General features: G+C 48.0%; 11 protein-coding genes. 10 read left to right on the top strand and 1 reads right to left on the bottom strand.

The window, feature by feature from the left end; all coding sequences use genetic code 11:
- The first annotated feature begins 24 nt into the window (after positions 1-24).
- The 10 genes from H8S75_RS15880 (at position 25) to H8S75_RS15835 (ending at position 12,132) form a co-directional block, all read left to right on the top strand.
- On the top strand, positions 25-2,745 hold the full coding sequence (locus H8S75_RS15880) for an alpha-L-rhamnosidase (protein ID WP_187022462.1): 2,721 nt from the start codon (positions 25-27) through the stop codon (positions 2,743-2,745).
- A 219-nt stretch (positions 2,746-2,964) separates the two neighbouring features.
- The gene (tnpA, locus tag H8S75_RS15875) at positions 2,965-3,393 is read left to right on the top strand and encodes an IS200/IS605 family transposase (RefSeq protein WP_187022461.1); all 429 of its coding nucleotides are present in this window, start codon (positions 2,965-2,967) and stop codon (positions 3,391-3,393) included.
- A 13-nt stretch (positions 3,394-3,406) separates the two neighbouring features.
- On the top strand, positions 3,407-4,384 hold the full coding sequence (locus H8S75_RS15870; protein ID WP_187022460.1) for an RNA-guided endonuclease TnpB family protein: 978 nt from the start codon (positions 3,407-3,409) through the stop codon (positions 4,382-4,384).
- 381 nt (positions 4,385-4,765) lie between these two features.
- Positions 4,766-5,725 (top strand): uroporphyrinogen decarboxylase family protein, encoded by a 960-nt coding sequence (locus H8S75_RS15865; RefSeq protein ID WP_187022459.1) that lies wholly within the window; start codon positions 4,766-4,768, stop codon positions 5,723-5,725.
- A 15-nt stretch (positions 5,726-5,740) separates the two neighbouring features.
- The gene (locus tag H8S75_RS15860) at positions 5,741-7,177 is read left to right on the top strand and encodes an ABC transporter substrate-binding protein (protein ID WP_187022458.1); all 1,437 of its coding nucleotides are present in this window, start codon (positions 5,741-5,743) and stop codon (positions 7,175-7,177) included.
- A 71-nt stretch (positions 7,178-7,248) separates the two neighbouring features.
- A complete protein-coding gene (locus H8S75_RS15855; protein WP_025530464.1) occupies positions 7,249-8,112 on the top strand; it encodes a carbohydrate ABC transporter permease in 864 nt (287 codons plus the stop codon).
- The gene (locus tag H8S75_RS15850) at positions 8,109-8,948 is read left to right on the top strand and encodes a carbohydrate ABC transporter permease (RefSeq protein WP_110325130.1); all 840 of its coding nucleotides are present in this window, start codon (positions 8,109-8,111) and stop codon (positions 8,946-8,948) included. Before H8S75_RS15855 ends, H8S75_RS15850 begins: the two co-directional genes overlap by 4 nt.
- Positions 8,949-8,992: 44 nt before the next feature.
- Positions 8,993-10,069 carry a M24 family metallopeptidase gene (locus tag H8S75_RS15845; RefSeq protein ID WP_187022457.1) on the top strand — a complete coding sequence of 359 codons (1,077 nt, stop codon included), beginning with the start codon at positions 8,993-8,995 and terminating at the stop codon, positions 10,067-10,069.
- 97 nt (positions 10,070-10,166) lie between these two features.
- On the top strand, positions 10,167-10,814 hold the full coding sequence (locus tag H8S75_RS15840) for a GntR family transcriptional regulator (protein WP_002601236.1): 648 nt from the start codon (positions 10,167-10,169) through the stop codon (positions 10,812-10,814).
- A 37-nt stretch (positions 10,815-10,851) separates the two neighbouring features.
- Positions 10,852-12,132 (top strand): L-cysteine desulfidase family protein, encoded by a 1,281-nt coding sequence (locus H8S75_RS15835; RefSeq protein WP_187022456.1) that lies wholly within the window; start codon positions 10,852-10,854, stop codon positions 12,130-12,132.
- 155 nt (positions 12,133-12,287) lie between these two features.
- Here the strand turns inward: H8S75_RS15835 and H8S75_RS15830 are convergent, their stop codons facing one another.
- Positions 12,288-14,039: a sensor domain-containing diguanylate cyclase gene (locus H8S75_RS15830; protein WP_187022455.1), complete on the bottom strand. Its 1,752-nt coding sequence runs from the start codon at positions 14,037-14,039 to the stop codon at positions 12,288-12,290.
- Positions 14,040-14,163 lie beyond the last annotated feature (124 nt).

Here is a 14,163-nt window from a genome sequence, read left to right as displayed (position 1 = left end):
CTGAAGGAGCAAAGGAGAAACATCATGTTAGAGATCGTAAGAATCTTAATGGATTACGAAAAAGACCCGGCCGGTGTCGAAGAGATGCCCCAGTTTAACTGGGAACTGAAGTCGGATAAACGCGGTGTCGTGCAGAAGGCGTACCAGCTGCAGATTGCAGAAAACCGTGACTTTGATACACCTGTCTACGACAGCGGAGTGACAGAGAGCTGTGAATCCGCCCACATCCGCCCGCTTCACGTGGAACTGAAATCCGCTGTGAATTACGGTGTCCGTGTCCGTGTATGGGCAGGAGCGGGAGATGTCCTCCACGCCGCTTTAGGGGAATGTGAGGAGAGCGCCTGGTGTGAGGGAAGCTTTGTGACAGCCCTGTTAAGCAGCGAGGAGTGGAAGGCGCCCTTCGTATCGGCCGAATCCGCGCCCGACTGCCGGGAAGAGTCGAAGGGAACTCTGGTGAGAGGAAGCTTTTCAGTCGGCAGTGGTTTAAAAGAGGCGTATGCGTTTACCACAGCGCTGGGTCTGTACCATTTCTATTTAAATGGAGAAAAGGTGGGAGAGGATGAGATGACGCCCGGATGGACATCCTACCGCCGTCACCTGCTGTACCAGACGTACGATGTCACCAGATGCTTAAGAGAAGGCGTCAACACCGCGGGCGCCATGGTGGGGGCGGGATGGTACAAAGGCGTCATGGGCCTCACGAGATCACGCAATAACTATGGAGACCAGACCGCGTTTGCCATGCAGCTGGTTTTGAGATATGAAGACGGACGGGAAGAGACCGTCTGCACCGGAGACAGTTGGGAGGGGACGGACGCCCCGGTGGTATTTTCTGAAATATACCACGGGGAAACGTATGACGCCTCTCTGGAGCTTCCGGGTTGGTGCGGGGCTGACAGGACTGCCGCAGATCATACGTCCGGCGACTGGCATGCCGTGGAAACAGTCCCGTATGACACCTCGGTCCTGCATGCACAGGGCGGCGCCAGAGTCCGGGTGATTGACCGGATTCCTGCGAAAGAAGTGTTCGTCACACCCAAAGGGGAGACCGTCATCGATTTTGGACAGAATATGGCAGGAAGAATCCGCGTGACGGCAAGCGGGAAGAAGGGCGATGTCATAGAGCTGCGCTGCTTCGAGATTCTGGACACGGAGGGCAACGTCTATCTGGATAACCTGCGGAAGGCCAGAACCACCATGAAGTATATCTTTGGGAGGGACGGCGAGATTTCGTACCACCCGCATTTTACCTATATGGGATTTCGGTATGCCCTGGTAGTTTCGTATCCGGGAACGCCGGAGGCGAAGGCATTTACGGCAGAGACGCTTCACTCCGGGATGGAGCCGGCCGGAGAGATCACCTGTTCCAATCCGCTGTTGAACCAGCTTCATCATAACTATCTCTGGGGGCTGAAGGGCAATTTCTTAGATGTGCCGACAGACTGCCCGCAGCGTGACGAGCGGCTGGGATGGACGGGAGACGCTCAGATTTTCTGCCGCACGGCGTGTTATCTGATGAATACCTATACCTTTTATAAGAAATGGCTTTGGGATTTAAAAGCGGATCAGACGCCGGAAGGCGGAGTTCCCCATGTGGTTCCCAACATCGAGGAGGAGCACGCGGAAGGCAACTGGCTTTTGAAGCAGGGACCTCATTCGGCCTCCGCATGGGCGGACGCAGCCGTCATTGTTCCATGGACCATGTATCTGATGTACGGAGATACGGCGATCCTGGAGCGGCAGTACGACAGCATGAGGAAATGGATCGAGTTCATGAGGGAGCACTCCGAGGATTATATCTGGAATTACAAGCTTCAGCTGGGCGACTGGGTGGCGCTGGACGCCGAGGAAGGAAGCTTCTTCGGGGCTACGCCGACCGACCTGACCTCCACGGCCTATTTTGCCTATTCCACAGGATTGTTTGCCAGAATCGCCGGAATTCTGAAGAAGGATGAAGCGGCGGAGTATGAGGACTTATACGGGCATATCGTGAAGAAGTTCCAGGACACCTTTTTTGACGGGAACGGCAGCTTAAAGGTCCAGACGCAGACCGCCCATATCGTGGCACTTTACTTCGGACTGGTACCGGAAGGCAGGACTGAACAGACCGTAAACGGGTTAAAACGTCTTTTGGATAAAGAAGACGGCCATCTCGTAACCGGTTTTATCGGAACGCCGTATTTCTGCCACGCCTTAAGCCGGAATGGATGCTTAAAGGAGGCTTACGACCTGCTCTTAAAGGAAGATTACCCTTCGTGGCTGTATCAGGTGAAGATGGGGGCGACCACCATCTGGGAGCACTGGGATGGGATCAAGCCGGACGGAACCATGTGGAGCCCGGGAATGAATTCCTTTAATCACTATGCTTACGGAGCCATCGGCGAGTGGATGTACCGCGTTATGGCTGGAATAGAGACAGATGAGGCCGCTTTCACAGGGGCGGGCTTTAAACATGCGGTGATCTGGCCGCGCATGGGCGGAGGCTTAAGCTATACCGATGCCAGGCATGAGACCATCTACGGCACGATCCGCGTGCGCTGGGAGATGGAGGGAAACCGGATCACCTTATTGGCAGATATCCCGGCCAACACCGGAGCGGCCATACGTCTTGACCGTGCGCAGCGCGTGGTGGAAGACGACGGATTGTGCTTTAGACCTGGGGATGGATATATGGAGGCGGAAGCCGGGTCCGGGACGTATCGGATTGTGTTTGAATTTGAAAATTTTGCCGGGGCATTTTCGTGATTTCAATCGTGAGTTAACCGGCAAGGTTTGTTCCGGATTCGCTTTTGCAGCATGTAAATATATGTGTCTGTCGACACGGTTCTTAAAAAATCCATTGTCAGTTTTCTGACTGTAACATAGTAAATCATCTTAAATAGCCAGACATATTTTTACACAAAAACAGAACACACATTCGAGAATCCTGTTGCATAATTCACATACATATGGTATAATTGATTTATGGAAAAAGTATATGAAATATCAGAGAAAACAAAATTAACATATGGTCGTGGATATGTATATTCTTTACAGTACCATCTTATCTGGTGTACCAAATATCGGAAGAAGGTATTAACAGATGGAATCGATATTCAATGTAAGGAGATGCTGACAGAACTGGCGGACCAGTATTCTTTTCAGATCCTGGCGATGGAGGTTATGCCGGATCACATTCATCTGCTCCTGGACTGCCGCCCGCAGTTCATGATATCAGACATGGTCAAAATCATGAAGGGAAATCTGGCCAGAAGGCTGTTTTTAGACCATCCGGAATTAAAGAAACAGCTGTGGGGAGGACATCTCTGGAATCCATCTTACTGCGCAGTGACTGTCAGTGACCGAAGCCATGAACAGGTAAAGTGCTATATTGATTCACAAAAAGAACGGTAACAGGAGAAACAGGATGAACAGGGCTTATAAGTATCGTGTCTATCCGACCGCAGAGCAGGAGCAGGAGCAGCCATGGCTTAAGCAGGTGGATAAATTTGCCCTGACCAATGCCATCTATGCGTTGGATGCTGCTTACCAGAGATTTTTCAGGAAACAGGGCGGCTATCCCAGATTCAAGAGCAGGCATCACAGCCGTATGTCCTACACTACGAACTATACGAATGGAAATATTGCCATACTGGATGGAGCAGTCAGGCTGCCAAAGCTCGGAAAGGTCAAAGCAATTGTCCACAGGGCAGCACAGGAAGACTGGCGTCTGAAACAGGCCACGGTATCAAGGGAAGGTGACGGCAGTTATTATGTGTCAGTCCTTTACGAGTATGAGGCCGTGATTATCCCGCAGGCAGTTAATCCGGAGCAGGTGATTGGTCTGGACTATAAATCGGACGGATTATATATGGATTCAGAAGGCAGGTGCTGCGGTATGCCTCATTATTATAGAAAGAACCAGAAGAAGCTGACAAAGGCGCAGAGGAAGCTGAAAGCGAAGCAGCTGCAGTCAGTTAATTACCGGAAACAGCAGAAAAAAATTGCCCGGGTTGCAAAAAAGGCAGCCAATCAGAGAAAGGATTATCTGCACAAAAAATCAACTGAGATAGCCAAACAGTACGATTTAGTGTGTGTGGAAGACTTAAATATGAGGGCGCTGGCAAATAGAAAGTTCGGAAACGGAAAAGCGACCATGGATAACGGGTATGGATCATTTCTTATCATGCTAAAGTACAAACTTGAGTCCAGAGGAAAGCGTCTGATCCGCATCGAAAAGTGGTATGCGTCCACGAAGACCTGTAGCCGTTGCGGTGCGGTCAAGATGATGCCGTTATCGGTCCGCCGTTATAAATGCAGCTGTGGAATGAGCATGAACAGAGATTTAAATGCAGCAATCAACATCAGAAACAGAGGGTATGAGATATATCGAAAAGCAGCATAGAAGTGATCATAAACTGTAGGGCCGGGACGGTCCGAACAGTATAATCAACGCCTGTGGAGCTGGCATAAGACCTGTTAATAGAAGGGCAATCGGCGCTGAAACAGGAAGCTCGTGTATTTATACATGAGTAAGTTCACATATAGCAGGAAAAACAGAGTGAACATACTGGGAGGGCAAGGCAGCCCTGGTATGTTCACTCTGTTTTATTTTGCGTTGAAATACAGGACCTTTCTGCTTGGTATGTAATAAATGAATAAAAAGGAAAAATGATATGAAGAATTATATACAAATTAACTAAAAGTGTATTGACTGTTGATAAGTTTTGTAGTATTATCAGTAATAGTAATAGAAATAATATTAAAAAGGGTATGGAGGTAAGCAATGACAAAGAGGGAGCGGGTAATCACTGCAATTCAGGGGGGTGAGGCCGATTATGTTTCGACTGGCTTTTCTCTGCATTTTCCTGCAGAACGCGCATTTGGAAAGGAGGCTGTAACGTCACATCTGGAGTTCTTTGAAAGGACTGATACGGATATTCTGAAGATTATGAACGAGAATCTCGTTCCGGATATCGGAGAGATACGGGTTCCGGAGGACTGGAATAAGATTCCGTCGTATTCCTTAAAAGACACCTTTATGCAGGATCAGATTCATCTGGTAGATGAGATTCTTCAAAAGTGTGATCCCAGTGCTTTCAAATTAGGCACCATTCACGGGATCTGCGCTTCGGCAATCCATCCAATTGAAGCGAGATACGGATACGAGGCTGTCAGAGAACTGTTCTGCACTCACATCAGGGAAAATAAGAAACCAGTAATCGAGGCATTTAAGCGAATAACCGATGGCATGTGCCAGTTGTCCCAGAAGTACATCGAGATGGGACTTGACGGTGTCTATTATGCGGCTTTAGGCGGAGAGAAGCATTACTTTACGGACGACGAGTTTGCAGAGTGTATAGAACCGTATGACAAGCAGATTTTATGTGCAGTGAAAGAAGCGGATGGGTACACATTTCTGCATATGTGTAAAAACAATCTGAATATGAACCGGTATGCGACGTATGGCGATTTAGCCGATGTCGTGAACTGGGGAGTTTATGAAACGGGATTTTCTCTTGAAGAGGGGAGACAGTTATTTCCGAACGCCGCTGTCATGGGGGGACTGGCGAATCGAAGTGGTGTCATGGTAGATGGTACCGGAGAGCAGCTCGCAGAGGCAGCAAAAAAAGTTGTTATGGATTTTGGAAAAAAGGGTTTCATCATGGGGGCTGACTGTACCCTTCCAACAGAGATTCCATATGAAAGGATTAAGATAATTGTAGACGCAGTAAGAAGCATTTAAAAGGAGAAGAATGTTATGAGAAGAAGAGGCGCAGCAACTTTATTAATGGTTTCCATGGCAGCATCATTACTGGCGGGATGCGGAGCAAAAGAAAGCAGTCAGCCGACTACGGCAGCGGTCCAGGATACGAAGGCAGCTGAGAGCAAAACGGCAGAGAAGGAGGAGACAGAGAAGGCAGCAGAAGCTACAGTATTTCCGAAAGGAACTGTAACCTTTTACATGAACGGCAATCCTCAGTACAGACAGCAGTATTTTGAGACGTGGCTCGATAATCACAGGGATATTGCACCGGAAGTTTCTGTAGAGTTCGTGCAGGTGGAGAGCAACGCGGATGCCAGAGAAAAAATTACGATGACTTCCCTGGCGGGGGCGGTGGAGGACCTGCCTGATGCGGTGTTCTTAGACAGGCTGAATCTGATGGATTTGGTGCAGGCAGGATTACTGGTTGATGAGACCGGCTTTTTGGAGCCGTTTGTAGAGAAAATGGTTGACGGCGCTGTTACAGACGGCATGGTAAGCGGCAGAATGTACGGACTCCCGGATTCCGTGAGGCCGCAGCTGCTGATGTATAACAAAGAGATTTTCGATAAGTACGGCGTAGATCCGGAACAGATGTCTACGATGGATGGCTATATTGAGGCGGGTAGACAGCTGAAAGAAAAAAGCAGCGGTGAGGTTTACTTATCCTGGATAGGCTCTAATAATATGACCTGGAAGTGCTGGGGAAGGCGCGGACTTATGCCGCAGGCGAATGCGAAGGTCTGGGACGATGACGGAAATGTCATTATAGGCAGCGATGAAGGGACAAAGACAGCCCTGGGTGCATTGGATACCATGTATTCGGAGGGCCTTCTGATGCGTGTGGAGATGTATGATCCCGCGTTGTACGATGCGGTCAACAGCCAGAAGATCGCTACCTTTGATATTGGCGCCTACTGGGACGAGTTTATGAGACAGAACTGCCAGGCCGTAGCGGGACAGTGGAGAATTATGTCGGCGCCGGTATTTGACAGTGTAGGCAGGGCGGGTGCCCCTGTATCCAGTTATTTATGCGTGCTTGAAAAGGGAAAAGACGGCGTTTATAAGGAACTGGTAGAACAGATGTGGAAAGATTTCACCTTTGATAAAGAATCAAAGGAAGCATGGGTTAAATCGATGGAAGAGCAGAATGCGCCGTATACGAACCCGATTTCCTTAGAGCTTTTAGAGGATGATTTCTGGAAGGAGCCTTCTGATTATTATGGAGGACAGTCTTTCCGTGAATGGGAGGCCCTGACTCTTAAAAATGGTGCAGATAATATGGTTGTAACGCCGCAGGATGCGGAGGGAGACGAGATCATTTCCGCCGAAATTGAAAAATATGTAGCTGGAGACCAGACGATGGAAGAAGCAATTGCCAATATGGATAAAAATCTGAAGGCTAAGATTGGAAAAGCTGAGATTGTAAAATAACTTCTATTGCAGCAGAGGGAGATATGACGGCAGACGGCTAATTCTGCTGTCATATCTTTATAGGTGAGAAGATGATTAAGACGATAAAAAAATATAAAGCCCCTTATTTGTTTATACTCCCATTTTTTATTCTGTTTTTAGTATTTCAGTTAATTCCCACGGTATGGACTTTTTACATAAGCCTTACGAAATGGAGAGGAATCGGAGCACCGGAATTTGTGGGGCTGGATAATTTCAGAAAGATGCTGATCGACGGCATGTTCTGGGAAGCTCTGTGGAATACGGTAGTGTATTGGCTCACCGGTCTTGTGCTTATCTTATTTCTTGCGATTCTGATAGCCTCCCTGCTGAACAGTCAGCTGCTAAAGGGAAAGGCGTTTTTTAAGACGGCCACTTTCCTGCCGAATATCTGCGCGGCTGTAGCGATGGGGTTGATCTTCAGAATGCTGTTCGATGAGAATGTCGGTTTAGTCAACGAGGTGTTGGGAAAGAAGATTCCCTGGCTGGCCAGTACAGCGTATTCGAAAATACCGGTAATCCTCCTGATCGTCTGGAGAAATACCCCATGGTATACCATGATTGTATTATCGGGGCTTCTGAATATATCGCCGGATTACTATGAAGCTGCCACTGTAGACGGGGCCAATACCTATCAGAAATTTGTTTATATTACGCTGCCTTCCATTAGCAATATTCTGTTGTTCTGTTCCATTACTCTGACCGTGGACATGTGGAAAATATTTAATGAACCTTATATTCTTCCAGGTCCGGGAACGTCCAATACATCGCTGTTCCAGTACATGTATGAATCGGGCTTTAATGTATTTAACATGGGCTATGCGTCGGCGATCGGTGTTATATTGATTGTATTGCTGACCATCATATCACTGGTGCAGTTCATCGTCAGAAAAGGAGGCAGAGAGACCGTATCATGAAAAATACAGGAAAGAAAAAATGGCAGTCCTTCATGGTTCACGCGATTTTGATCGTTATCACAGCTTTCTGCCTGTTTCCGATCTTATGGATGTGCCTGATCTCATTTAAGAGTACATCGGAAAGCATGACAGGATTTCATTCTCTGTGGATCGAGCATCCAACCTTGTCCAACTTTAAAAGGCTGTTCGAGCTGATCCCGATCGCCCAGAATACGTTTAACAGTGTGTTCACTACGGTGGCAGGAACCCTGACCTCACTGTTTTTCTGTGCCCTGGCCGGTTTTGCATTTTCGAAGTATCGTTTTCCAGGAAGAAAATTCTTATTCTATTTTATTATTGCGACAATGCTGGTTCCGGTGGAAGTCGGCGCGGTTCCCCTGTTTATTATAATGAGAAAATTAAATCTGGTAAACAGCTTATGGTCCCTGATTGTGCCAAGAATAGCCACCGCAATTGGAATCTTTTATATGAATCAGTATATCTCAGATGTGCCGGACGAACTGGTGGAGGCTGCCAAAATTGATGGCTGCAATGATTTTGGGATCTTTATGAAGGTGGTGGTACCTATTATTAAACCGGCCCTGGCTTCGTGGGGGGCGGTCACATTAATTTCCAGATGGAACGATTTCTTCTGGCCGCTGCTTTATCTGCGGAAACAGGCCAAATACACGTTGATTGTGACGATATCGCTGCTCCCGATCAGTGAAGGGCTTTCCACTCCGTGGCCGGTAATCCTGGCTGGAACGACGCTCATCATTATTCCTATCATAATTTTATACATTATTCTGGAACGATTCCAAAAGGGAGGCAGTTTTGCAGGAGCTGTAAAGGGTTAAAAAAGCCGGAGAACGGACTGTCAGATAAAAATGGAGAAAAAGCTATGGGAAAAATAAATCGAATTGAAGTGCTTCAGAAACAGATGAGAGAAAAAGGGATAGAGGCCGCTCTGATCGAGAACCGGAGAAACCGGGAGTATCTGGTTTATGCAGATATTTGGGAAGGCAGTATGCTGATCACTCAGGAGGAAGCAGTACTGTTAGTGGATTTCCGCTATTATGAGATGGCGTCATTATCAGTCCGGGACTGCGAGGTACGGCTGTGTAAGAATATCGAAGAAGCTATGAGACAGATCGTAAAAGACCGGAAGCTGTCCTCTGTCTGCTGCGAAAAGAATATATCTCATCAAAGGTATCTGTATTTAAAAGAAGTTCTGGAGGGGATTTGTCTCGACGATACGTACTGTATGGATTCCATCATTAAGGAAAATCGGAAACGAAAAGATGAATACGAATTATCCTGTCTGAGGACAGCTCAGGAAATCACGGACCGTGCATACGAGTATATTTTAACACGCGTAAAAAAGGGCATGAAAGAGTCTGAAATACGGATTGAACTGGGAAGCTTCATGATCCGGCAGGGATCGGAGAATTTCGATATCGGCTATATATCATCATCCGGAAGCAAAACCTCACTGCCGCATGGCGGGACCGGAGATAAGGTGGTGGAATCCGGTGATTTGATTATGATTGATTTTGGGGCGGTAATCGGAGGCTATCATTCTGATTGTACCAGAACATTTGCGGTAGGGAGCGCCACGGACCGTCAAAAAGAAATTTATGAAATTGTGCGAAGGGCCCAGGAAAAAGCGCTGATCAGTATCCATCCGGGAGTCAGAGGCTGTGATATTGACCACATAGCCAGAGATTATATTAACGAAAGCGGATATCAGGGCTGCTTTGAACACGGATTAGGTCACAGCATAGGTCTGGAGGGCCATGAAAACCCGAGATTTAATGAAAACTGTCAGGAAATAATCTGTCCGAATGTGGTGATGACCGTGGAACCGGGGATCTATCTGGAACATGATTTTGGAATTAGAATTGAAGATATGGGAGTTATAACAGAGACTGGTTTTGAAAATTTCACGAAGGCCTCAAAGGAATTTGCCATTATATAAACTTGTTATTATTCCTGCTATTGTGGTATATTTAGTACAGAAATTTCGAGAGGCAGGACTGCCAGCAGGAAAAGGATAACAGAGAGGAAACAAGGGTATGGATGGAGCAAAAAATCAGTCAATCAAAGAACTTGTTTATGAGGGAATCCTGAATGATATCATTCAGGGAGTGTACCCGGCTAATTCAATTTTGAATGAGAGGACGTTAGTAGAAAAGTATGGTGTCAGCAAGACACCGGTGAGAGAGGCTTTGGTTCAGTTATGCGGTGAGGGGATTTTAAAGAATATTCCAAGATACGGGTATCAGCTTCCTGTAATTACACCTTCTGAGATCAATGCGATAATCGAATACAGAATCGTCCTGGAGACAGGTGCGCTTAGAAAGACGATGAAGATCATTACAAGGGAACAGATTGATAAGTTAAATGCTCATGCAAAGCATGCGGGAGCTTTGGCGCAGAAGCGTGATATTACGACCCATTGGGCGACGAATATGGAGTTCCATCTGATGCTGTGTGAGTGTTGTTCCAACCAGTTTATGTATAAATCGTTAAACGATGCGTTAAAATTCTGTTCCAGAGGGGCAAGTCAGTACTTTAATAAGTCCTGGGAGACAGGTAATCCGACAGATGCCAATGGCCACGTACAAATTATGGAAGCAATCCGCCATCAGGATGGAAAACTGGCGGAAGAACTATTGGTAAAAGATATTGAATGCCTGTGGAATGAGATTCTTGGGCCGTAGAAATGAGCCTCTCCGGATAAAAAAGAGATGGAGAAGTATGAGGATAGACAAGAATATTTACAAACAGTATATTGCCGTGCTGGAGGAGGAACTGGTTCCGGCTCTTGGCTGTACGGAACCGACCTGCATCGCCTATGCGGCGGCTCTGACGGCTGGATGTCTTGGCGGTATGCCGGATCATTTGGTGGTGGAGAGCAGCGGAAATATTATTAAGAACGTGAAAGGCGCCGTAGTTCCTAATTCCGGCGGATTAAAAGGGATTGAGGCCGCGGCGGTGCTGGGGGCGGCTGGAGGTAATCCGGAATTAAAACTGGAAGTATTGACCGGAGTAACAGAAGCGGCGATTGAATTAACGAAAAAACTGCTTGAAGACCGCGATTTCTGTGAAGTCAGGGTTATGAAGTCCCCGGCGAACCTGCATGTGAGAATTACCGGGATGCGTGATGGCTATGAAGCAAAGGTGGAATTGATACATCAGCATACCAATCTGGTGAGAATCGAGAAAGACGGTCTTGCTTTGTACGAAAAACCGTATCAGCCCGGCAGCTTTGACGAATCCCTGACGGACAGAGGCTGCCTGAATGTCCTTGATATTCTGGCATTTGCAGATGAGGTTCAGATGGAGGATATTCAGGAGCTGATCGACCGCCAGATTGAATATAACGAAAGAATTGCGCAGGAGGGCATGCAAAAGGAGTACGGCGTATCCGTTGGCGCCAATCTTGTGAAATACTACGGTAATGACGTGCAGGTCAGAGCACGCGCCATGGCGGCGGCCGGAAGCGATGCGAGAATGAGTGGCTGCCTTTATCCGGTTGTGATCAATTCGGGAAGTGGAAATCAGGGCATTACCGTGTCGGTCCCGGTGATTGAATACGCAAAAGAGATGGGCGTCAGCCATGAAAAGCTTGTGCGTGCACTGGTCTTCAGCAATCTGATTGCGATTCACCAAAAGACCGGAATCGGAAGATTGTCGGCATACTGCGGAGCGGTCAGCGCGGCATGCGGCGCAGGCGCCGGAATTACATATCTTTCAGGGGGATCGTATGAGCAGATCTGTGCTACAATCACAAATACATTAGCCAACGTATCAGGAATGATCTGTGACGGTGCCAAGCCATCGTGCGCGGCCAAGATAGCAACCGCCGTGGATGCGGCGATTATGGCGCACTGCCTGTCGATGGAGGCGGAGGAATTCCAGCCGGGAGACGGGATCGTAAAGGACACCGTAGAAAATACGATTGAGAGCGTTTGTGAGATTGCATCACAGGGAATGAATGTGACCGATGCGAAGATATTGGAAATTATGGTAAGGTAAACAGTGAACAGTAAACAGAAGGGACAGTGAAATCATACGATTCATGATTTTACTGTCCCTTAAAATGCCAGCAGTTCTGTCCCCTTCAAACGCCTTCAGCGCCCCCTTCAGCGCCGGTTGCCATGCGAAGCCGGTCTGCCAGGCGGAGGACTGGCTCAATGGTGGGGAGAATTCATGAAGTAACCGTTCCCGCCCTTCCTCTTAACCTGATACAGCGCCTCGTCGGCCTTCTGATACAGCGTCTGGAAGTCCTTTCCTCCGTAGGGATAGAGCGAAATTCCGATACTGACTGTGACCTTTCCGGACAGGGGGCCGGACTCGAAGAGCTGTGCAGTCTTGTGCTTTAATTCCCCGGCCTTTCGAAGCATCGCGGAAGGGGAGGGAAGGTCGGTCAAAAAGACGGCAAATTCGTCCCCGCCCATGCGTCCGATGACATCCGTACTGCGGAAATGCTGGGAGAGCAGCGCGGAGATACTTTTTAACACGGTATCTCCCATGCTGTGCCCCCGGGTATCGTTAATCTCTTTAAAATGATCGATATCCAACAATAGAAATGCATTAAGCCGGTCAGGATACTTCTTAAGCCGGCGTTCCACCTGCCGCTGCAAAGCCATCCGGTTCAGCAGGCTGGTAAGGGAATCGCGCATGGCCTTTTCCTGCAGGAGTGCGGTCTCCTGTTTGTAGTCATCGATGTCACTGAGCAGGCCGATGGCATGAACGGGCCTCTTCTCACTGTCAAAGATGGTGGTCACCCGGTTCCGGCACCACAGGTAGGTGCCATCTGCACGTTTTGCCCTGTATTCTGCCTCGGCATAGGGCGCGCCGCCCAGTATGGCAGAGATCATATCTTCCACATTTTGCTTGTCAGCCTGATAGACAATGTCGTACTCCGTCAGGTTCTTAATAGAAATATCGGGAGGCGGAGGAAACCCGAACATTTTCTCATAGACAGGAGAGAACTGGATCCTGTCTTTAAGAATATCCCAGTCGAACACCGTGTCCCGGGTCTGTTCGGAGATAATCCGGTACCGCTCTTCGTTGAGTGCGGTTGCCTCCCGCTGAAGCTTCTCCTCGGTGATGTCAGAAATGATAAACTGAATGATCTGGCCGGCTTCCATGTCAGAACGGAAGCGAAATGCCCTGGCGTGCATCCATTTCACATTTCCCTGCCTGGTGCGGATTCTGTAATCCATGATACAGCTGTCCAAATCAGACTTCACATAGTCGAGAAACTGCGTTTTCACCATTTGACGGTCAGCCGGGTAAATGATCTGAAAAAATTTAGAAATTCGGCTTCCGAGAGGAAGGTCCTCTGGCTGATAACCGGTTTGACGGTAGAATTCTTTGTTTACATAACGTATCATACTCTTTTTTCCGGACAGCAGGCTGATCAGGCTGTCAGGAATGGTATTGATAAGGTTTTCCAGCTTATTTTCTGTCTGACGCTTATCTGTGATATCGATGAAAAAGACGTTTACCATGCGTTCTCCGCCGTTTTTCTCCACCCGCGCGCAGTAGGCAGTATTCCAGGCGATGGACCCATCTTTTTTTTGTATCCGGTAGGTGACAGTGGCAGGCTCATTCGTTACAAGAAGCTTCTGCAGCGCCTCTGTGACGATCGGGCGGTCCTGATGCACGACGAGATTCATTCCCTTGCCGCAGAAGGGGGGAGACTGGCTCTCCACCTCCGTATATCCAGTCATTCGGTAGTAACCGTCAGTGGCCGTAATGATGCGGAATTCGTCGTCCACAGACAGACGTGCGGTTCCGCCAAGCACGGTCTCAGACAGCATAGCCAGTTCCTTCTGGGCTTTTTTCAGTTCCATCATCAGATGATTAAAATGCTCTGGTGTAATAGGAACACCATTTTCAACCGGTGAATTACAGGTATTTTCCATATCTTGCATACAAAAACCGCAAATCGCGGAAATCGCATATCCTCCTTCCTGCCGATGACGGTATAATATCGGTATTATATCCGAATTATAGCGCGAAGGCGGGAAAAAATCTATGCGATTTCCGCTGGTCTAC

The organism is Hungatella hominis (assembly GCF_014288005.1).
GTDB classification, from domain to species: domain Bacteria; phylum Bacillota; class Clostridia; order Lachnospirales; family Lachnospiraceae; genus Hungatella; species Hungatella effluvii.
This window is presented reverse-complemented; position numbering and strand designations above follow the sequence as displayed.

What these genes read in the sequence shown, in the direction of transcription:
- H8S75_RS15880 (WP_187022462.1), top strand. Translation starts at nt 25, where the DNA reads ATGTTAGAGATCGTAAGAATCTTAATGGATTACGAAAAAGACCCGGCC.
- tnpA (WP_187022461.1), top strand. Translation starts at nt 2,965, where the DNA reads ATGGAAAAAGTATATGAAATATCAGAGAAAACAAAATTAACATATGGT.
- H8S75_RS15870 (WP_187022460.1), top strand. Translation starts at nt 3,407, where the DNA reads ATGAACAGGGCTTATAAGTATCGTGTCTATCCGACCGCAGAGCAGGAG.
- H8S75_RS15865 (WP_187022459.1), top strand. Translation starts at nt 4,766, where the DNA reads ATGACAAAGAGGGAGCGGGTAATCACTGCAATTCAGGGGGGTGAGGCC.
- H8S75_RS15860 (WP_187022458.1), top strand. Translation starts at nt 5,741, where the DNA reads ATGAGAAGAAGAGGCGCAGCAACTTTATTAATGGTTTCCATGGCAGCA.
- H8S75_RS15855 (WP_025530464.1), top strand. Translation starts at nt 7,249, where the DNA reads ATGATTAAGACGATAAAAAAATATAAAGCCCCTTATTTGTTTATACTC.
- H8S75_RS15850 (WP_110325130.1), top strand. Translation starts at nt 8,109, where the DNA reads ATGAAAAATACAGGAAAGAAAAAATGGCAGTCCTTCATGGTTCACGCG.
- H8S75_RS15845 (WP_187022457.1), top strand. Translation starts at nt 8,993, where the DNA reads ATGGGAAAAATAAATCGAATTGAAGTGCTTCAGAAACAGATGAGAGAA.
- H8S75_RS15840 (WP_002601236.1), top strand. Translation starts at nt 10,167, where the DNA reads ATGGATGGAGCAAAAAATCAGTCAATCAAAGAACTTGTTTATGAGGGA.
- H8S75_RS15835 (WP_187022456.1), top strand. Translation starts at nt 10,852, where the DNA reads ATGAGGATAGACAAGAATATTTACAAACAGTATATTGCCGTGCTGGAG.
- H8S75_RS15830 (WP_187022455.1), bottom strand. Translation starts at nt 14,039, where the DNA reads ATGCAAGATATGGAAAATACCTGTAATTCACCGGTTGAAAATGGTGTT.